General features: G+C 69.7%; 18 protein-coding genes, 1 tRNA gene, 1 pseudogene and 2 riboswitches. Of the genes and pseudogenes, 10 read left to right on the forward strand and 10 right to left on the reverse strand.

What is annotated here, in order from left to right; all coding sequences use genetic code 11:
• Positions 1 to 34 precede the first annotated feature (34 nt).
• From G9U51_RS07120 to G9U51_RS07135, 4 genes are all read left to right on the forward strand, one after another.
• Entirely contained in the window at positions 35 to 1,780 is a 1,746-nt protein-coding gene (locus G9U51_RS07120; protein ID WP_207948114.1) for a serine/threonine-protein kinase, read from the forward strand.
• On the forward strand, positions 1,777 to 3,294 hold the full coding sequence (locus G9U51_RS07125) for a threonine/serine exporter family protein (RefSeq protein ID WP_166195283.1): 1,518 nt from the start codon (positions 1,777 to 1,779) through the stop codon (positions 3,292 to 3,294). Before G9U51_RS07120 ends, G9U51_RS07125 begins: the two co-directional genes overlap by 4 nt.
• Before the next feature lie 124 nt (positions 3,295 to 3,418).
• Positions 3,419 to 3,593, forward strand: a riboswitch (cyclic di-AMP (ydaO/yuaA leader).
• Between the two features lie 6 nt (positions 3,594 to 3,599).
• Positions 3,600 to 4,322: a transglycosylase family protein gene (locus G9U51_RS17785; protein ID WP_328823362.1), complete on the forward strand. Its 723-nt coding sequence runs from the start codon at positions 3,600 to 3,602 to the stop codon at positions 4,320 to 4,322.
• 106 nt (positions 4,323 to 4,428) lie between these two features.
• A complete protein-coding gene (locus G9U51_RS07135) occupies positions 4,429 to 5,073 on the forward strand; it encodes a prepilin peptidase (RefSeq protein ID WP_166195286.1) in 645 nt (214 codons plus the stop codon).
• A gap of 74 nt (positions 5,074 to 5,147) precedes the next feature.
• Here G9U51_RS07135 and G9U51_RS07140 read toward each other — a convergent pair whose 3' ends face one another.
• From G9U51_RS07140 to G9U51_RS07150, 3 genes are read right to left on the reverse strand one after another with little or no spacing between them, the layout of a single operon-like run.
• The gene (locus G9U51_RS07140; RefSeq protein ID WP_166195289.1) at positions 5,148 to 5,666 is read right to left on the reverse strand and encodes an acyl-CoA thioesterase; all 519 of its coding nucleotides are present in this window, start codon (positions 5,664 to 5,666) and stop codon (positions 5,148 to 5,150) included.
• Positions 5,653 to 6,708: a ribonucleotide-diphosphate reductase subunit beta gene (locus G9U51_RS07145; RefSeq protein ID WP_171715593.1), complete on the reverse strand. Its 1,056-nt coding sequence runs from the start codon at positions 6,706 to 6,708 to the stop codon at positions 5,653 to 5,655. The genes G9U51_RS07140 and G9U51_RS07145 overlap by 14 nt, the downstream gene beginning before the upstream one ends.
• A gap of 41 nt (positions 6,709 to 6,749) precedes the next feature.
• On the reverse strand, positions 6,750 to 9,140 hold the full coding sequence (locus G9U51_RS07150) for a ribonucleoside-diphosphate reductase subunit alpha (RefSeq protein WP_166195292.1): 2,391 nt from the start codon (positions 9,138 to 9,140) through the stop codon (positions 6,750 to 6,752).
• A gap of 129 nt (positions 9,141 to 9,269) precedes the next feature.
• Positions 9,270 to 9,488, reverse strand: a riboswitch (cobalamin riboswitch).
• A 127-nt stretch (positions 9,489 to 9,615) separates the two neighbouring features.
• On the opposite strand from G9U51_RS07150, the gene G9U51_RS07155 reads away from it, so the two are divergent.
• Entirely contained in the window at positions 9,616 to 10,017 is a 402-nt protein-coding gene (locus tag G9U51_RS07155) for a secondary thiamine-phosphate synthase enzyme YjbQ (RefSeq protein ID WP_166195295.1), read from the forward strand.
• Positions 10,018 to 10,024: 7 nt separating this feature from the next.
• On the opposite strand, the gene G9U51_RS07160 is transcribed toward G9U51_RS07155, so the two are convergent.
• A complete protein-coding gene (locus G9U51_RS07160) occupies positions 10,025 to 10,588 on the reverse strand; it encodes a GNAT family N-acetyltransferase (RefSeq protein ID WP_166195299.1) in 564 nt (187 codons plus the stop codon).
• A gap of 118 nt (positions 10,589 to 10,706) precedes the next feature.
• Between G9U51_RS07160 and G9U51_RS07165 the strand changes: the two genes are divergently transcribed.
• A complete protein-coding gene (locus tag G9U51_RS07165) occupies positions 10,707 to 11,282 on the forward strand; it encodes a TetR/AcrR family transcriptional regulator (RefSeq protein ID WP_166195302.1) in 576 nt (191 codons plus the stop codon).
• A gap of 48 nt (positions 11,283 to 11,330) precedes the next feature.
• Here G9U51_RS07165 and G9U51_RS07170 read toward each other — a convergent pair.
• The 5 genes and pseudogenes from G9U51_RS07170 to G9U51_RS17790 form a co-directional block, all read right to left on the reverse strand.
• Positions 11,331 to 11,403 (reverse strand) — tRNA-Thr (locus G9U51_RS07170).
• A gap of 31 nt (positions 11,404 to 11,434) precedes the next feature.
• Complete coding sequence (locus G9U51_RS07175; protein ID WP_166195305.1) at positions 11,435 to 11,821, reverse strand: VOC family protein; 387 nt, start codon at positions 11,819 to 11,821, stop codon at positions 11,435 to 11,437.
• Positions 11,822 to 11,870: 49 nt separating this feature from the next.
• Positions 11,871 to 12,443, reverse strand: coding sequence for a LysE/ArgO family amino acid transporter (locus G9U51_RS07180; RefSeq protein WP_166195697.1), 573 nt, complete (start codon positions 12,441 to 12,443; stop codon positions 11,871 to 11,873).
• Between the two features lie 50 nt (positions 12,444 to 12,493).
• The gene (gene allB, locus G9U51_RS07185; RefSeq protein ID WP_407941428.1) at positions 12,494 to 13,864 is read right to left on the reverse strand and encodes an allantoinase AllB; all 1,371 of its coding nucleotides are present in this window, start codon (positions 13,862 to 13,864) and stop codon (positions 12,494 to 12,496) included.
• Positions 13,865 to 13,961: 97 nt separating this feature from the next.
• A pseudogene (locus G9U51_RS17790) lies at positions 13,962 to 14,996 on the reverse strand (DUF6986 family protein); the annotation flags it as partial.
• Here G9U51_RS17790 and G9U51_RS17345 point away from each other — a divergent pair.
• The 4 genes from G9U51_RS17345 to G9U51_RS07205 all read left to right on the forward strand — a co-directional run bounded on the left by G9U51_RS17345 (position 14,988) and on the right by G9U51_RS07205 (position 18,531).
• On the forward strand, positions 14,988 to 15,146 hold the full coding sequence (locus G9U51_RS17345) for a hypothetical protein (protein WP_235945660.1): 159 nt from the start codon (positions 14,988 to 14,990) through the stop codon (positions 15,144 to 15,146). The pseudogene G9U51_RS17790 and the gene G9U51_RS17345 overlap by 9 nt on opposite strands.
• 30 nt (positions 15,147 to 15,176) lie before the next feature.
• Positions 15,177 to 15,944, forward strand: a complete 768-nt coding sequence (locus G9U51_RS07195; protein WP_166195311.1) for an IclR family transcriptional regulator — start codon at positions 15,177 to 15,179, stop codon at positions 15,942 to 15,944.
• A 133-nt stretch (positions 15,945 to 16,077) separates the two neighbouring features.
• Positions 16,078 to 17,496, forward strand: a complete 1,419-nt coding sequence (locus G9U51_RS07200) for a nucleobase:cation symporter-2 family protein (RefSeq protein WP_328823363.1) — start codon at positions 16,078 to 16,080, stop codon at positions 17,494 to 17,496.
• A 12-nt stretch (positions 17,497 to 17,508) separates the two neighbouring features.
• Complete coding sequence (locus G9U51_RS07205) at positions 17,509 to 18,531, forward strand: GNAT family N-acetyltransferase (protein WP_166195315.1); 1,023 nt, start codon at positions 17,509 to 17,511, stop codon at positions 18,529 to 18,531.
• 175 nt (positions 18,532 to 18,706) lie between these two features.
• Here the strand turns inward: G9U51_RS07205 and G9U51_RS07210 are convergent, their stop codons facing one another.
• Positions 18,707 to 19,471, reverse strand: coding sequence for a 3-hydroxyacyl-CoA dehydrogenase (locus G9U51_RS07210; protein ID WP_166195318.1), 765 nt, complete (start codon positions 19,469 to 19,471; stop codon positions 18,707 to 18,709).
• Positions 19,472 to 19,487: the final 16 nt, after the last annotated feature.

Below are 19,487 nucleotides of genomic sequence, written 5' to 3' on the forward strand. Positions count from 1 at the left end.
AGCGCGCACATCTGCAGCGCTTACCGTGGAGGCCATGACCGCCGAGCGTCGGGACGAACTGGGGGCAACGGGTGCGCACCGTCTGCCGTTCAGTCAGCGACCCCAGGTGATCGACGCCGACCGGGATCGCATCGGGCCTTACCGGCTGCTCGACAAGCTCGGCGAGGGCGGCATGGGCGTGGTCTACCGCGCGCTCGACGACAACGACCGCGCGGTCGCGATCAAGGTGCTGCGCGCGCATGTCGCCCACGACGAGGGCGCGCGCGAGCGCCTGCGCCGCGAGGTCGACACGCTGAGCCGGGTGCGCTCGGCCTCCGTCGCCGCCGTGCTCGACGCCGATGTTGACGGCGACCGGCCCTTCCTCGTCACCCAGTTCGTGCCCGGCCCTCCGCTCGATGAGGTGGTGGAGTCCCAGGGGCCGTTCACGCCCGCGCAGCTGGCCCGCTTGGGGCGCGGTCTCGCCGACGCGCTGCGCGCGATCCACGCCGCCGGGGTCGTGCACCGCGACCTCAAGCCGGGCAATGTGCTGATGGTCCAGGACCGCCCGGTGATCATCGACTTCGGCATCGCCCACGTCGCCGACGACTCCCGGCTCACCCAGACCGGGCTGGTCATGGGCACGCCGGGATATCTGTCGCCGGAGATCATCGACGGCGCCGAGGTCACCGAGGCCACCGACTGGTGGGGCTGGGCCGCCACCCTCGCGTATGCCGCATCCGGCACCGCGCCCTTCGGACGCGGCCCGATGCCGGTGGTGCTCGACCGCGTCGCGCGCGGGCAGGCCGACCTGCGGCGCGTCGACCCGCGCATCCGGCCGCTGCTGGAGGCCGCGCTCGACCCCGACCCACGCCTGCGCCCAGACGCCCCCGCTGTGCTGCGCGAGCTCGAGGTCTATGCCTCCGGCGGGCAAACGGGCAGCATCGCCCGGCCGGATGCCACCGCGCGCCTCGCGGCGGCACCGCCCACCGAGGTCACGCCGCGCCGGCAGTCCACGGCGCGCCTCGCTAGGCGGGAACCCACTGTCCCGCAACGCAATTCGCAGCCCACGACGCCCGCGCGACCGCGCCCGACGGTGGCCCCGGCATACGACCGGGGAGTGGCAGCGAGCCGCGCGGACGAGGCGGCATACCGCCCGCCGCCGATGGACCCGCGAATCGGTCAGCCGCCCCGCACGGGCACCCTCGCCGCGCTGCTCGCCGGTCTGGTCGCGCTCGGCGCGGTAATGCCGGTCTTCGCGTGGGCGCTGCTGTTTTGCTGGACCTTCGCGGCGAGGTGGGCCGACCGGTCGGTGACCTCGATGGTGCTGCGCTGGTATGCCGCGGGCCGCCGCAAGTCCGACACCGCGATCGCCGTGGTGCTCTCCCCGTGGCACGCGGTCCTGGCGGCGCTGTCGACCCTGCTCGTCGTGCTGCTGCCGGCCTTCCTCGGTGCGATCGCCGCGGCCCTCACCGCCGTCGGATGCTCGGCGCTCGGCTTCGACGGCTCGGTCATGGACCGGCCGATCCCGCTCGCCGCCGCGACCCTGGTCGCCGGCTGGACGGTGTGGTGGGGTCCGGGCGGCACCTCGACCCGCCGCGGCTCGCGCAGTCTCGTGCGGTGGACCGCCCGCAATGTGCCGATCACTCGCATCGTCGTGGGGCTCGCGCTCGCGCTGGCTGCGCTCTGCCTGCTCATCGCCTCGATCCAGCTGCACGAGGCGGCGAACTGGTGGCCCTATGCCGACAGCAGCCAGGTGCCCGGGGCTGGGCTCGTGCCCGGATTGCCGTCGCTCGGGTCATGAGCGAGCACGAGCCACGCCGACTGCCTCGCCCGCGCGAGTTCGGCCGGGAGTTGATGCGCGGTCGCACGCCGAGCGACCTGCTGCGCGGGCGGACGCCGAGCGAGCCCTTGCCCCTGTCGGAGTCCGCGCTGCGGCTCACGCCCTACCGCCACCTGCGCCCGGGAGCGCAACCCGAGCAGGACACCGGCGCGCGGCAGGCGCTCGAGCTCGCGGTGCGCGTCGGCGAGCTCATGCTGCGCTGCGGCGCCGGCACCCGGACGGTCGAGTCGACCGTCGTGGCCGTGGCGGCCGCCGCCGGGCTGCGCCGGCTGGAGGTCGACATCACCAACCAGTCGCTGCTCGTCCAGGCGCCCGCCCCGAGCGGTGAGCCGCTCACCCTGCTGCGGGTGGTGCGCTCCAGCACCCGGGACTTCGCCCGGCTGGCCGCCGTGCACGAGTTCGTCGCCGATGTCGTCCGGGACGGCATCGAGGATGTGGCCGACGCCAACGACCGGCTGAAGTCGATCCAGCGCGAGCGGCGCTTCTACCAGCGCTGGATGATCTCGGTGGCCTATGCCGTACTCGCCGGGTCGGTCTGTGCGCTGCTCGGCGGCGGTTCGATGGCCACCGTCGTCGCGGTGCTCGCCGCGCTCGTCATCGACGCCGCCGAGGTCGCCGTCGACAAATGCGGGCTACCGGGGTTCTATGCCGCCGCCGCCGGGGGTCTGATCGCGACCACCTTGGCCTGGATGGGTTATCTGATCGCTGCCAAGGGCGTGCTCGGACTGCAGATGTCCACCGCCGATTTCGCGTACGCCGTCGCCGCGGGCATCGTCATCATGTTGCCCGGACGCGCGATGGCCGCGGCGGTGGAGGACGCCATCACCGGCTATCCGGTGACCGGAGCGGGCCGGTTGCTCACCGTCGCGCTGACGACGTCCGGCATCATCGTCGGCATCGCGACCGGGCTGTCCCTCACCCTGCGGCTGGATCGCGTGCTGGGGCTCGACCTGACCTCGCCGACGGCGCTGCGCTTCGACTCGGCTCCGGCCGCCATCTGGGTGCAGGTGTTGTGCGGTGCGCTCGGTGCCGCCGCCGCGGCCATCACGATGCGCTGTCGCCCCCGCCACGTCCTGCCCTGTGCCGCCCTCGGCGCGCTCGCGCTGCTGCTCGTGTCGACCCTTCCGACCTATGCCGCGCTCGGCGCGACCACCGCGGTCGCGGTCGCCGCCGTGGCGGTGGGCCTGCTCGGTCGGCTGGTCGGCATGCGCCTCGGAGCGCCGGGCCTGGTCATCGTGATTCCGACGGTGTCGCCGCTGCTGCCCGGACTTCGCATCTTCCGGGGCATGTATGACGCCGTCGCCGGTACGATCGTCGGCAGTCAGGCGGTCGCCGGCGCCGGTCAGGCGCTCGGCACCCTGCTCGGCGCGGCGAGCGTGGCCTTGGCGATCAGCACCGGGGTGTTCTTCGGCGACGCGGTCGCCACACCGCTCGATCGGCCAGTTGTTCGCCAGCGCCGGGCGCGTCGCCGCTAATCTCACCAATCTCTTGTGTAACATCCGCCGGCCTCGGTAACGTGTCGCGCGCGTGTCTCGATGTCCGGGTCGGTTCGACCCTCGTCGAGGGCGGCTCCACAACTGCACAGGCCACCTTTTCGTTCGTGCCCCGACGCCGAATCTCCATGCGGGCACGCGGTCGCCATACCGGCGGCCGGGAGAGCGGGGGACCCACCGGGACCGACCCAGTCCCATGGGGTGAAGCCGGTTCGCCGGCCGGGCATGCCTGACGCCCGAACCCGACAGCTCACCTCGCAGGCGCTCGTCAGGAAGGACATTCCCCCGTGAGTTACACCCCCAAACACGCGGCGCCCCGCACGCCGATGAAGGGCCGCCGCACCGCCGGCGTGCTGTTCTTGTCCGCAACGACCATCGGCACCGGCATCGCGGCCACCCCCGCCGCCGAGGCCGCTACGCCTTACAACATCTGGGACAGCGTCGCCGCCTGCGAGAGCGGCGGCAACTGGGCCATCAACACCGGCAACGGTTACTACGGCGGCCTGCAGTTCTCCTACTCCACCTGGCTCGCGTTTGGCGGTGGCCGTTACGCGTCGACCGCCAACCACGCCAGCCGCGACGCGCAGATCCTCATCGCCCAGAACGTCCTGCGCTCGCAGGGTCCGGGAGCCTGGCCGGTCTGCTCGCGCCGCGCCGGCCTGACCGTCGCCAACGGCCTGGCGGTGCAGGTGGGCAGCGGCACCACGCCGACCCCGCCGCCGTCGCGCAGCGCGCCGCGTCCGACCGCCAAGCTCGCCATCGACGGCTCGTTCGGCCCGCTCACCACCCGCGCCACCCAGAAGCTGCTCGGCCTGCCGCAGACGGGTGCCTTCGACTACCGCACCCGCACCGCGCTGCAGCGCCGGGTCGGCACCGTGCCCGACGGCTCGATCGGGCCGAAGTCGGTCGCGGCGATGCAGCACTACCTCGGCATCTCCCACGACGGCGCGTGGTACCTCAACTCGCGCACCGTGATGGCCTGGCAGCGCTACCTCAACGCGCACGTGTAGGTCACCCTGCTTCGACGAACGCCCCCTTTTTCCATGGGAATGGGGGGCGTTCGCGTTTTCCCCAGAGGTTCCTGCACGGTGGTGCCGGCGGTGTCACACTCACCGCATGGGGTGGCTCGCCTGGGTGGGGGCAGGGTTGATGGCCGGCGTGGCCGGGCTCGCACTACGGACCTGGCTGCGCACCGGGTGGTACCACCTGCCCACCGAGACCGGACCGGTCCCGCCGATGCGGACCCTGCCGGTGGTGCTCGGGGTGAGCGTTGCCGGCGTCGTCCGGCACCTCGGTGACGTCGACGCCTGGCGAGCACTCCCGGCATACCTCGTGGCGGTGGTGATCGGGACACTGCTGGCGTATGCCGACCTCGATGTGCACCGGCTGCCCGAACCGCTGGTGCACCCCGGGTTCGGTGCCGCGACGCTGCTGCTGGCGTGCGCCGGGCGGTGGTCGGCGTGGCCGGTGGCGGTAGCGTGCGCGGTCGCCGTGCTGGTGGTGTTCCTGCTGGCGGCGCTCGCGGCACCCGGAGGCATCGGCCTCGGTGATGTCACCCTGCTGGGCTGGACGACCCTGCTGCTCGGCTGGTGGGGACCGGTCGTCGCGCTCGGCGGGCTGATCTGGGGATTCCTGATCGGCGGGCTGTGGGCGCTCGCGCTGGTGGTGACGCGGCGGGCAGCGCTCGCCTCGCATTTCGCCTACGGCCCGGCGCTGCTGCTCGGTGCGTTGCTGTCGCTGCTCGCCGCGCCCGCCCCCTAACCCGCGAAACGTCACCAATGCTTCGCGAAACGTCACCAATGCCTCGCGAAACGTCACTCATGCTTCGCGAAACGTCACGTATGCCGGGGCCGCTGCCCGGTCTCCCGCGGGACGAAGGTCGCCGTGGCGGCCCCCTCGGTGACGGTCTCGGCGAGCCACTCCACATCGGCCGGTGCCAGGCGGGGCACCTCGACCGGCCGGCCCTGGCCGTCGATCGCGACGAACATCAGCTCGGCGGTCGCGATCAGCACGACCGGGCCGAGTTCGTTCCAGCGCTCGGCGGTGACGACGGCGCGCACCCGCATCGAGGTGCGGCCGACGTCGACCAGCTGAGCGCGCGCCGAGACCAGGTCGCCGACATGCGCGGGCGCGAGGAAGTCCATGCCCTCGACCCGCACGGTCAGCGCGGGCACCCCTGCGTGCCGCGCCGCCGTTGCTGCGGCCGCCTCGTCGATCAGGTGCATGACCGTCCCGCCGTGCACCGACCCGTAGAGGTTGGTGTCGGCGTGGCCCATCACCCGGGCGAGGACGACCCGGCTGACCGCGGCGTCGACGCTGAGCTCGCTGACGCGCAGCAACTCAGAAGTCGTCATCGAAGCCGACCTGACCGCTGACGCCGACCTGGTAGGCCGAGACGCGGCGCTCGAAGAAGTTGGACAGCTCCTGCACGTCCTGCAATTCCATGAAGGTGAGCGGGTTCTTGCTGCCGTACTCCGGCTCGAGCCCGAGCACCTGCAGGCGACGGTCGGCGACGTTCTCCAGGTAGAGCCGCATGTCGGCGGTGGACAGCCCGGCCACGCCCTGGCCGAGCAGGTCCTCGGCGAACTGCGCCTCGGCGTCGACGGCCTCGCGGATCATCTGCCGCACCGCCTGCGCCATCTCCTCGTCGAACAGGTCGGGCTCCTCCGAGCGCACCACGTCGACCACGTCGAAGGCGAAGGCCATGTGCATCGACTCGTCCCGGAAGACCCAGTTGGTGCCGGACGCCAGACCGTTGAGCAGGCCGCGCGAGCGGAGGAAGTAGACATAGGCGAAGGCGCCGTAGAAGAACAACCCCTCGATGCATGCCGCGAAGCAGATCAGGTTGAGCAAGAAGGCTTTTCGGTCCTCGCGCGTCTCCAGGCTCTGCAGCTCGAAGACCGAATCGATCCACCGGAAGCAGAAGTCCGCCTTGTGCTTGATCGAGGGGATGTTGTCGATCGCGGCGAAGGCCTCGAAGCGCTCCTTCTCGTCGGGCACGTAGGTGTCGAGCAGGGTGAGATAGAACTGCACGTGCACGGCTTCTTCGAACAGCTGCCGCGACAGGTAGAGCCGGCCCTCGGGAGAGTTCACGTGCTGATAGAGGTTCAGCACCAGGTTGTTCGCCACGATCGTGTCGCCGGTGGCGAAGAACGCGACGAGCCGACTGACCAGGTGCCGCTCGGCGTCCGTCATACGGCGCAGGTCGGCGAGGTCGCTGTGCAGGTCCACCTCTTCGACGGTCCAGGTGTTCTTGATCGCGTCGCGGAACCGGTCGTAGAACGCCGGATAGCGCATCGGGCGCAGGGTGAGGTTCATACCCGGGTCGAGCAGCATCCGGGTCTGGCTGGCGTCGGTCGCGGTCGAACGTTCTTCGGTGGTCACGTCGGTCGTCATCGTCGAGTTCTCCTGTGGCTCAATGGGATTCGTGGTGTCTGTCACTGGCAGGCCTCGCAGGACTCCGGGTTCTCCAGCGAGCAGGCGATGGCCTCGTCGTCGGTGACCGTGGGTGCCGCGGGCCGCTCGACCGCGACGGTGGCCTGCTGGATGCGCGTAGCGGGGCGCGAGCGCAGGTAGTAGGTGGTCTTCAGCCCGGCCTTCCACGCGTAGAGGTACATCGAGGACAACTTGCCGATGGTCGGCGCCGACAGGAAGAGGTTGAGCGACTGGCTCTGGTCGACATACGGCTGCCGGGCGGCGGCGAGATCGATCAGCGCGCGTTGTGGCAACTCCCACGCGGTGCGGAAGAGGATGCGCGTCTCCTCCGGCAGGTTGGCGATGTGCTGCACCGAGCCGTCACCGCGCTTGATCGCCTCGCGGACCTCGGGCGACCACAGGCCAAGGCTTTTCAGCTCGCGCACGAGCGCGAGGTTGATCTGCAGGAACTCGCCCGAGAGCGTCTCGCGCTTGAACAGATTGCTCACCTGCGGCTCGATGCACTCATAGCACCCCGCGATCGAGGCGATGGTCGCCGTCGGGGCGATCGCAATGAGCAGCGAGTTGCGCAGTCCGTGCCGAGAAACGTTGGCGCGCAACGCATCCCAGCGTTCGGTCTGCGTCGGAGTGACGCCCCACAGGTCGGGCTGCAGGTCACCCTGCGCAGCCCGCGTGTCGGCGTATGCCGGGTGCGCGCCGACTGCTTCGGCAAGCTCGGCCGAGCGCTCGAGCGCTGTCAGGTAGATCTCCTCGGCGATCCGCGTGGACAACTCCTTGGCCTCGGCGGAGTCGAAGGGCAACCGCAGCGCGAAGAAGACGTCCTGCAGGCCCATGACACCCAGGCCGACCGGTCGCCACTTCGGGTTGCTGCGGGCCGCCTCGACGCTCGGGTAGTAGTTGATGTCGATGACTCGGTCGAGATAGGTGACGGCCATCCGCACGGTCGCGCGCAGCTTGTCCCAGTCCATACCGTCACCGGCGACGTGCCGGGCGAGGTTGACCGAGCCGAGGTTGCACACGGCGGTCTCGGCGTCACTGCTCACCTCGACGATCTCGGTGCACAGGTTGGACAGGTGCACCACATTGCCGGCGCGCAGCGTCTGGTTGGCGGTGCGATTGCAGGCGTCCTTGAAGGTCATCCAGCCGTTGCCGGTCTGGGCGAGCGTGCGCATCATCCGGCCGTAGAGCTCACGGGCACTGACCTGGCGCACGGCCAGGCCGTCGCGCTCGGCTGCGGCATACGCGCGGGTGAACTCCTCACCCCACAGGTCCGGCAGATGCGGCGCGGCGTCCGGGTCGATCAGGCTCCACGGCTCGTCCGCCTCGACCCGGCGCATGAACTCGTCCGGGATCCAGTTGGCCAGGTTCAGGTTGTGGGTGCGGCGGGCGTCCTCGCCGGTGTTATCGCGCAGCTCGAGGAATTCCTCGATGTCGGGATGCCACGGCTCGAGGTAGACGCAGGCGGCGCCCTTGCGGCGACCACCCTGGTTGACGGCCGCGACCGAGGAGTCGAGGGTGCGCAACCACGGGACGATGCCGTTGGAGTAGCCGTTGGTGCCGCGGATCAGCGCGCCGCGGGAGCGGACGCGCGACCACGAAATCCCAATGCCACCAGCGAATTTCGACAGTTTCGCGACCTGGGCGTAGCGGTCGTAGATCGAGTCGAGCTGGTCCTGTGGCGAGTCGACGAGATAGCAGGAGCTCATCTGGGTATGCCGGGTGCCGGAGTTGAACAGCGTCGGCGAGGACGGCAGATAGGCCAGGCTGGACATCAGGCGGTAGAACTCCACCGCTTCGCGCGCGGTGTGCGCGAGGCCGCACGCGACGCGCATCAGCCAGTACTGCGGCCGCTCGATGGTGGCGCGGGTCTGCGGGTGCCGCAGCAGGTAGCGGTCGTAGACGGTGCGCAGGCCGAAGTATTCGAACAGCTGGTCGCGGTCGTGGTCGACGGCGTGGTCGAGCTTGCGGGCGTTGGCCTCGACGAAGGCGGCGGTGTCATCGCCGAGCAGGCCTTCCAGATGAGCCAGGCGCATGGCCTGGGAGAAGGAGGCGATCTGCTGGCCGCGCACTTCCTTGTCGATATAGGCCGCGAGCAGCCGGGCGGCGAGCTTGGAATATTCCGGCTCGACGCCGGTCATCTCCGCGGCGGTCTGGATGGACAGCCGGTCGAGCTCGGCGGTGGTGGCGCCGTCATACAGCCCGCTGATGGTGCGGGTCGCGATCGTCATCGGGTCGACCTCGGGCAGGTCCTCACACCACCGGTCGACGGCCCGGACGATCTTCATGACATCGACCGGTTCGGCGTCGCCATTGCGCTTGCGCACCTGCATGGTGGTGCGGCGTTCGGGGGTGGTTTCGCCGACCTCGGTGGGTTCGGTGATCTCCAGACTCATCTGCTCTCTCCTCGCGAGCGATCCGAGTGGCCGGAAGCGTTCGAGGGAAAGCGACGGGGTGGCGCCGACAGCGCGACGCCACTGCTCGTCGTGCGACCCAACCCTCGAGGCCACGACCACACCGCGCACGGTCGTGCGCGGCTGCTGGCAGGTCTTCGGACTCGCGGACGATGCGACCTTGTGGGGTCGCGCGCCTACCGGCCGTCGCTTCCCAGACTGTTCGTCCAGTGCGTATGACGGCTTTCGTTTCCGCTCACCGCTGCGGGGCAGTCCCGGATTCGCACCGGGTTCCCTCTTGCCCCAGCCACATCGGGACGATGCGGCCGGACCAGCGAGCACGACTATATGGGATGCATCTCGGTGGTTGTCCACTAGATGTTGTGTTCGGCGTGTCGCTCGTCGGGAAGGGGCCGGTGTCCCGCCTCCGGCCCGGCGGGTGTATGGCGGGTGCTCACCTGCTCGTTACGGTGGCGCCATGCGTTCGCACGAGATCTCGGTCCACACCGGTGCTCGCGAGGTGGTGCACGACCTGACTCGGGAGTGCGCCGACTTCGCCCGATCCGCCGATCACGATGGGCTGCTGCACGTCTTCGTGCCGCACGCGACGGCCGGCATCGCGATCCTCGAAACCGGCGCCGGGTCGGATCACGACCTGCTCGCCGCGCTGCGCGACCTGTTGCCGGCGGACAACCGGTGGATCCACCAGCACGGCAGCCGTGGGCACGGCCGGTCGCACGTCATGCCCGCGCTCATCCCGCCCTATGCGACGGTGCCGGTGATCGACGGCCAATTGACGCTCGGCACTTGGCAGAGCATCTGCCTGGTCGACCTCAACGTCGACAACCCAGATCGGCGAGTTCGCTTGTCGCTGTTGTGAATTCGCGTCATACCTCGATGCGCATGACGCAGTTGCCGGTGCCCTTGGGTCGGATGTAGGTGAAGCCCGCGCGCTCGTAGAGGGCGCGCGTGCCGTCATACAGCACGGACTTGCGGCGGCCGTCGCTCGTGTCGTGGGGGTAGCCCTCGACAACGCCGCCACCCGCCTGCCTGATCAGGTCGAGCGCGCCCTGCAGGGCGAGGGCGCTGACGCCCGATCGGCGATGCTTCTTGTCCACGAAGATGCAGGTGATCCGGTAGTCGGGGATGCGGTCGGCCTCCTCGAGATACTGCTTGCGGTGGTAGATATTCGGCAGCTCGTCGGGGCTGCCGAACTGCGCCCACGCGATCGCCTCCTCGCCGTCGAACACGAGTGCGGCATGTGCGCGATCTGCAGTCACCAAGCGCTTTTTGAGCGCGCGGTTCTTGTCGGCGTCGTAGGTCTTCTCATCGGCCATGGTGTGAAAGAAGGTGCACCAGCAGCCGCCGAACACCCCGTTGTGCCGCTCCATCATCCGCGCGTAGGCGTCCCAGGTCGCGGGGCTCAGTGCCTCGATCGTGTAGTCGGCCATCGCCGCTCCTCCCGTTGCGATGAAGCGACGGTATGCCGAGTTGCGGACGTTTGCGCTCCACAACGCTCGCGCTGTGCGGATGTGAGTGTCGTCAACATTGCGGGCTATGCTGCGCTCTATGGCAGAGCGCGGCTATCACCATGGGGACCTGCCGGCGACCTTGGTGCGCACGGCGATGGAGATGCTCGCCGAAGACGGCGGCGCCGAGCTGTCGTTGCGGGCCGTGGCGCGGCGGGCGAAGGTCTCGCCGGCGGCGCCATACCGCCACTTCCCGGACCGGATGGCGTTGTTGTCCGCGATCGCCGCGGTCGGCTATCGCGAGCTCCTGGCCGACCTCACGGCGCGGCAGCCCGAGCCGAAGACCGCCGATGACTTGGCCGATCTGGCGGTGGCGTATGTCGATTTCGCTCTCGCGCGGCCGGGATTGTTTCGGGTGATGTTTGCCGAAGGCTGCGATCGCACCAGCCCGGACCGGGTCGCGGCGGTCGCGGCGATCCACGCCTTTCTGGCGGCCGTTGTCGAGCGGGCGATGCGCACCGACGATCCGGCGGCGGTGGCGACCGGCATGTGGGCGCTGGTGCACGGGCTGGCGTTCCTGCACCTCGACGGCAAGCTCGACGCCGAACCCGCCGCCGCGCGAACGGCGCGCGTGCGGGCGACGGTGGCCGCGATGCTCTCGGCACGGACGCGCTGAGCGGCGGTCGCTACAGCCGCCGGATTCCTCTACGACGGATGTGGTGGGAGCCGGTGACAGGAGTCGAACCCGCGACATCCTCTTTACAAGAGAGGCGCTCTACCAACTGAGCTACACCGGCGCAGCCCCGGGAAGGGGCCGCTCGATGGTACTCACTCAGTGTCGAGGTACAGACAGAACGGGTGCCCTTCCGGGTCGAGCATCACCCGGACGTCCTCTTGAGGTTGGTATGCCGCCTGCCGCGCGCCGAGCGCGATCGCGTCGGCGACCGAGCCCTCCAGGTCGGTGACGCCGACGTCCAGGTGCAGCTGCATCGACGGCGCCCCGCCCTCACTTGGCCACACCGGTGGCTCGTGCTGCTCGTCCAACATGAAGGCCAGGTTGGAGCGGCTGTCGCCGATCTGCATCGTCACCCACTCCGGGTCACTGGAGCTGATCGGATAACCCAGCAGGTCGCGATAGAACTCCGCGAGCTTCTGCGGATCGCGTGCCGACAGGGCGATGCCGAGCCAATGGGTCAGTCCACGGATGCCAGCCATGCTCGTGAGCGTATGCCGGCTACGGACAGGGGAAAGGTTCTGCGCGGGGTCAGGAACGCAGCAGTAGGACGGCGACGAGCAGCATCGTGCAGCCGATCAGGATGTCGAGGACTCGCCAGGTCGAGGGCCGATGCATGAGCGGCGCGAGACCGCGCGCACCGAAGCCGAGCCCGCTGAACCACACCAGGCTGCCGAACGCCGCGCCGCCGGCGAACCACCAGCGGCCGACGGCGCCGTGCTGGTTGGCGATATTGCCGAGCATCAGGACCGTGTCGAGGTAGACATGCGGGTTGAGATAGGTGAGGGCGAGCGTGGTGAGGATGACGCCACCTCTCGCCGGGGCGGCCGACTCGCGCAACGCCTGCGGATGGCGAGCGGCGCGGAACGACTTGATCGCGAACCACACCAGATAGGCCGCGCCCAGCCACTTGCACACCGTCAACGCGGTCGGGTGGTCGGCGATCAGCGCGCCGACACCCGCGACGCCGAGCACGATCAGCAGGGCGTCCGACAGTGCACAGATCGCCACGACGGTGCCGATGTGCTGGCGGGCGATGCCCTGCCGCAGCACGTAGGCATTCTGCGCGCCGATCGCAACGATCAGACCGAGACCGGTGAGCATCCCGGTGAGCGCAACGTCGAGCACCACCGGATCGTATGCCGGTGCGATCCTCAGTCGACGCCGCGGGTGAGGAACCGGCCTCGCGGCGTGGCGGGCTCGCCGAAGGCGTCGCGCGCCGAGACCGGCATACCGCGCAGCCAGGCGCCCGTCACGACACCCTGCAAGCTCATGCCCTGGTATGCCGTCAGCGGGTTGCGGTGCTCCAGCGCTGCGGCGTCCACCGTCCACGACCGCGACGGCGCGAAGGCGGTTAGGTCGGCCGAATGTCCCACGGCGACAAGGCCTTTGGAGCGCAAGCCGGCAATCTGAGCGGGCCGTTCGCACATCCAGCGGGCCACATCGGCCAGCGAATGACCGCGCGCCGAGGCCGCGGTCCACACCGCCGAAAACGCCACCTGCACCGAGGCGACGCCACCCCACGCGGCGGCGAAATCACCCGAGTCGAGCTGCTTGAGGTCGAGCGTTGAGGGGGAGTGATCCGACACGACGGAGTCGATGGTCCCGTCGGCGAGGGCGGCCCACAGCTCGTCCTGGTTGGCGCTCGACCGGATGGGCGGGCAGCATTTGTGCGCGGTCGAGCCGTCGCGGATCGTCTCGGCGGTGAAGGACAGATAGTGCGGGCAGGTCTCGACCGTGATCGGCAGCCCCTCCGCCTTGGCAGCTCGCAGTTGGGGCAGCGCCTGCGCGCTTGACAGGTGCAGGATGTGGGCCCGCGCCCCGGTCGCGCGCACCGCGTCGATCACCGTCGCGATCGCGGTGACCTCACTCTCGTCGGGACGGGAGGCGAGGAAATCGGCATATCTCGGACCGGGCTGGTGCGGCGCGGCATCGAGCGCCGCAGCGTCCTCGGCGTGCACGATCATCAGCGCGTCGAACTCCGCCAGCCGGGCGAGGTAGTCCCGCAGCTCGGCCGACGACAGCGGCGGAAACTCCGGCACGCCCGAGTCGACCAGGAAGCATTTGAAACCACAGACCCCTGCCTCGTGCAACGGGCGCAGGTCGTCGATATTGCCCGGCACGGCACCGCCCCAGAAGGCGACGTCGACATAGCAATTGCCTTGTGCCGCAGCCTTCTTCACGTTCAACGCGTCGACCGTCGTGGTCGGCGGCAGGCTGTTGAGCGGCATGTCGACGATGGTCGTCGTGCCACCGGCGAGCGCCGCACGCGTCGCGGTCGCGAAGCCTTCCCACTCGCTGCGGCCGGGGTCATTGACGTGCACATGCGCGTCGACCATGCCCGGCATCAGCACCTCGTCGTCGGCGAGCCGGTGCTCGGCGGCTGCGGCATATGGCGTCTCGAGATCGCCGATCGCGGTCACGACACCATCGGTGATCGCGACCGACGCCGGCCGCACTGAGCCGTCGATGAGCGCCGACGCGGCGCGGATGACCAGGTCGGGGCTCACGAGCGCTCCTCGGATCGGGGGGTGACCAGGTCGACCAGGGTCGCCACCGGCGGCCCCCCGCGGCGATGATCTCGGCTTCGTCGAAGGCGCCGCAGTGGACGCCACGCAGCAGCGCCGTCGACAGCATCCGCGCGGTGGCGGGTTCGTCCATGACGTCACCGGCGACGCGGTCGAGATAGGCACTGAGCCGCTCACAGGCCGACGGCATCGCGCGCCGGAAGAACACCCAGTTGGCCAGATAGCGCGTCGGCAGGTGGCCCGGGTGCATGTCCCAGCCCTGGTAGATGCCACGGATCAGTGAGCGCTCCACCAGTCGGTAGTGCAGTCGCCAGGTCGCGTGCGCCTGGGCCTGGTCACCGAAGGCGATGACATTGGTCGACCCGTCCGACAGCCGCACGCCGGTTTGGGCCGCGGCGACCTGCATGACCGCCTTCGCATGGTCGGCGGCCGGATGGTCCGGAGCCTGGTATGCCGCCGCGATGCCGAGACCCGCGCTGTAGTCGAAGGTGCCGTAGTGCAGCGAGCTCACCCGCCCGGCTCCGGCGTGGATCATGGCGGCGACCGCCGCGGTGCCGTCGGCGGCCATGATCGCCTGCGCGGTCTCCACCTGGACCTCGAAAGTGATTGAGCCAGAAGGCAGTCCAAGCGATTGCTCGATCCGGTCGCACGCAGTGACCATCGCGCGCACCTGATCGACGGAGGTCACCTTGGGCAGCGTCAGGGTGAGACCGGCAGGGACCTGCCCGGACCGGCATACTCCCGCGACGAAGAGGGCGAGCGTGCGCAGACCGCGCGCCCGGGTCGGCGCCTCGAAACTCTTGAACCGGATGCCCAACCAGTCCGGTCGCGGAGCCAGGCCGGCGAAGACGTCGACCGCCGCGTCGACGGCGGCATCCTCCGCGTCGTCCGAGCGCACGCCGTAACCGTCCTCGAAGTCCAGCCGCAGATCCTGGATCGGCCGGTCGCGCAGGGTCGCCGTCAGCCGCTCGACGAGCGGTTCGATGTCCGCCCCCGGCGCCCCGGTGGCGTCGGCCAGCAGGCCGGGGGAAGCGGCATACCGCGAGAGCAGGTCGAGGGACTGCTCACCCCAGACGCGCGGCAGGTCCGCCGTGGCCAGATCGGCTGCGACGTAGACGGTGTGCACGGGCTGCCGCGTGACCGGATCACCCGGATACCGTTGCGCGAGAGCATGATCGGCGGCCGCGAGCTGTTCATCGAGCTGCGCGGTCAACCCTGGCAGGAAGTCGGGCAAGGTCGGCACGGCACCGACCATAAACCTCGAACGCGCCTACAGTGAGTCCCGTCAACGAGGCGGAGAGGGCGTGCGATGGCCGGCAGTGAGGCGAGCCGAGGCGGCGGAGTGCAGTCGCTCGGACGAGCGCTCGACGTGCTCGAGACGATGCAGCAGCGAGGCGGCGAACTCGCCCTCATCGAGATCAGCGGGGCGACCGGCCTGCCTATGCCGACCATCCATCGGCTGGTCCGCACGCTGGTCGACCGGGGCTATCTGCGCCAGCTGCCGGACAAGCGCTATGCCCTCGGAACCCGCTTGATTCCGCTGGGAAATGCGGCTCAGCAGGTCTTCGGCGTGCAGGCCGCGCCGCAGCTGACCCGGATCGTGGATCAGCTCGGCGAGACCGCAAATCTCGCGACGCTGGACGGCGACATGCTCGTCTACGTCGGCCAGGTGCCGTCTCCGCACGCGATGCGGATGTTCACCGAGTTGGGCCGCCACGTGCACGCGCACTGTCGCGCCGCGGGCAAGGTTTTGCTCGCCGAACTGGCCGACGATGAGGTCCGAAATATATTGCGCCGAGCCGGTATGCCGGCCCGCACGCCCCAGACCGTGACCGATCCGGACGAGCTCCTGCGGCAGGTGCAGCGCATCCGGGAGACGGGCTACGCCTTCGAGCAGGGTGAGATGGAGATCGGCGTGGAATGTGTGGCGGTGCCGATTCCGAGTGCCACCATGCGGTTGGCGCTGTCGATCTCGGCTCCGACCGCGCGGATGGACGAGGTCGTGCGCGAGCGGGCGGTGCGCGTGCTGCGCGCGGCAGCGACCTCGATCGCGAGCACGCTCGACGCCTCGGCCTGAGGTGGGCGCGGAGGCGACCACGCTTCGGCATACCTCTTGACGGGCCCGCACAACAGGCGCAGGCTTCCTTACATCGAAATTCAGGTTTCGCGGTGTGAAAGAGCGCCCGACCTGCCGGAGGGAGCACGACCCTGTGAGCACCACCACCGAAAAGCGGCACCCGGTCGACCAGACGATGCCGGTGCCCCAGTCGCTCGTCTACGGCCTGCAGCACGTGCTGTCGATGTATGCCGGAGTGGTCGCCGTGCCGCTCATCGTCGCCGGGGCGGCCAAGCTCAGCACCGGTGACACGATCTACCTGGTGTCCGCCTCGCTGTTCATGGCGGGCATCGCGACCCTGCTGCAAACCATCGGCGTCTGGCGGATCGGTGCGCGGCAGCCGATCGTGCAGGGCACCTCGTTCGTGTCCGTGTCGACGATGCTCGCGATCATCGGCACCCAGCAGGGCGGCCATCGGTCGTTGCAGGTGATCTATGGCGCCTTCCTGGTGGCGGGCGTCTTCGGCTTCCTGATCGCGCCGCTGTTCACGATGCTGCTGCGCTTCTTCCCCGAGGTCGTCACCGGCACGGTGATCACGATGATCGGTCTGTCGCTGATCCCGGTCGGCGTCGACTGGTCGGCCGGCGGGGTGGGCGCGAAGGACTACGGCGCCCCGAAGAATTTCGCGCTCGCCGGCATCACCCTGGTGATCATCGTGCTGATCTACCGATTCGCGCCGGCCTTCCTGTCGCGCATCGCCATCCTGCTCGGCCTGGTCCTCGGCACGCTGGTGGCAATTCCCTTCGGAGTCAACAACTTTGGCGCGATCAAGGACGCCCAGATCTTCCAGGTGCCGACGCCCTTCCACTTCGGCCTGCCGTCCTTCGACGTCAGCGCGACGATCTCGATGTGCATCGTGATGCTGGTGGTCATGACCGAGGCGACGGCCGACATCCTCGCGCTCGGCGAGGTCTGCGAGAAGCCCGCGGATCGCGAGACGGTGACCGCCGGCGTGCGCGCCGACACCCTGTCGACGGCGGTGGCGGCGGTGTTCAACGGCTTCTCGCTCAGCGCATTTGCGCAAAACGTCGGGCTGGTCGCGATCACCGGCATCCGCAGCCGGTTCGTGGTCGCCTTCGGTGGCGGCATCCTGGTGGTGCTCGGTCTTTTCCCGGTGCTCGGCGCGGTCGTCGCGGCGGTGCCCGTCGCGGTGCTGGGCGGTGCCGGGTTGGCGCTCTTCGGCACGGTGACCGCGAGCGGCATCCGCACCTTGCGCGAGGTCGACTTCTCCGGCAACGCCAATATCGTCGTCGTGGCGGTGTCGCTGGCCTTCGGGCTTGCGCCGATCGTGCGGCCGGAGATCTACCAGCGCTTCCCCGAGTGGTTCCAGACGATCTTCGACTCCGGCATCACCTCGGCGGCGATCATGGCCGTGCTGCTCAACTATCTGTTCAATATCGTCGGCCGCTCGGCCACGGAAGGCCCGGTCTTCGCGCACGCGCCCGCGCCGGGTGCCATCTCCGATGAGGACGAGGCCCGGCTGGAACGCCCGCGGCATGGACCGAGCGTTTGAAAGACTGGGCGGGTGCTCGTCAATTCACCCGCTCTCCCACAGGGATATGCCGCCCGCTCGCCCGAGCCTGAGGATCTCGATGCGCTCGTCGAGCTGGAGGCGGCATACCAACGGTTCGCACACGGTTCGGCGAGCGTGGACCGACGCGCGGTCGCCTCGTCGGCGACCGGCACCGGCTCGTGGACGAGGCGGCAGCTCGTGGTCGCCGATCCGTCCGGCCGGCTGGTCGCGCGCGCCGCGATTCACGACCGCGCCGCCGGGCGGGTCGTCGTCGAACTCGTGGTCGCTCCCGACGAGCCGTCGGCCGACGCTCTCGCCGGTGCGTTGCTCGACTGGCTCGCTCACGAGGGCGTCGCGCTCGCGGCCGAGCGCGGGCTGCCCAGCACCCAGCTCGATGCGAGTGCGTATGCCGACGACGCGCGCCAGCAGCGCTGGCTCACCTCCGACGGTTATCGGTTGGTGCGGACCTGGCTGCAGATGAGCCGTCCGATCACGGCCGAGGACGGGGCACCCGAGGCGTTTGCGCCCCCGAGGGAGGGCGTGACGATCCGCCGGGTCGCGACGCACGAGGACGGGTCGCCCGTGGCCGCTGACCTGCAGGCCGTGCACCGGGTGCTGGAGGAGAGCTTCGCCGACCACTTCAACTCCTATCGCGAGAGCTTTGCCGAGTTCGTGCAGCGACTGCGGGAGGACCCGGGGCACCGCTGGGACCACTGGTGGCTCGCCGAGGTCGACGTGGACGGGCAGACCGTGCCCGGCGGCGCGCTGGTCGGCTCGGTGCTGCCGCCCGACGCCGACGGTGTGCCCGGCAGCTATATCGACTACATCGGGGTGCATCGCAACGCGCGGGGTCGAGGTGTAGCAAAAGCGTTGCTGCACACCGTGATTCGCGATGCTGCCGAGCGGGGTCGCAACCGGTTGGGGCTGGAGGTCGACGCCGACTCACCCACCGGAGCCGATGGGCTCTACACCTCGATGGGCTGGGTCACCACATATCGCACCCAGTCGTGGCACCGCGACTGCGCGACCGGCTGAGCATCGCGGTGTGCGCCGGTGGCTTCGGTGTGTCCGCGGATCTGCACGAACGGTGTTGCGCAAACGCGGACGCTGATTCGGCGCCCACGGGTGTGTCCGCGGATCCGCACGAACGGTGTTTCGCAAACGCGGACGCTGGCGGCGGACGCTGGCGCCGGACGCGGCGCGGCGCTGGTCAGCGCGGCGGCATGCGCAGTGCGCCGTCCAGCCGGATCACTTCACCGTTGAGCATCGGGTTGTCGACGATGTGGGCGACGAGCGCGGCATACTCCTCGGGCGCACCCAGGCGCGACGGGTGCGGCACCTGCTTCTCCAGGATCTGCTTCACCTCGCCCGGCAGCCCGGCCATCATCGGCGTCTCGAAGGTGCCCGGCGCGATCGTCATCACGCGAATTCCCTTGTCCGCCAAGTCTCGTGCGCTCGTCAGCGTGAGCCCGACGATGCCTCCCTTGGACGACGCGTAGGCCGCCTGGCCGATCTGCCCGTCGAAGGCCGCAACCGATGCAGTCATCACGATCACGCCGCGGTCGCCGTCGACCAGCTCGTTGCCGACCATCGCCTCGGCGGCGAGCCGGAGCACGTTGAAGGTGCCAATCAGGTTGATCTCAATCACGGTGCGGTAGTCCTCGAGGCCGAGCACGCCACGCTTGCCGATGATGCGACCCGGCGTGCCCACGCCCGCGCAGTTGACGACGACGCGCAGGTCACCGAACTCCTGCGCTGCGGCGATCGCGGCGGACACCTGACCTTCGTCGCGCACGTCGGCGGGCACGAACTTGGCCTGGTCGCCGAGTTCGGTGGCGAGTTGCTCGCCGGGCGAGCTGGGCAGGTCGAGCAACACCACCGCGGCGCCGTCGGCGTGCAGTCGTCGGGCGGTGGCGGCGCCGAGGCCGGAGCCACCTCCGGTCACGAGGGCGACCGTGCGAGCGTCGATACGCATCGATGAATCTCCTTTA

It is taken from the genome of Metallococcus carri, assembly GCF_011440275.1.
Classification (GTDB): Bacteria; Actinomycetota; Actinomycetes; order Actinomycetales; family Dermatophilaceae; genus Metallococcus; species Metallococcus carri.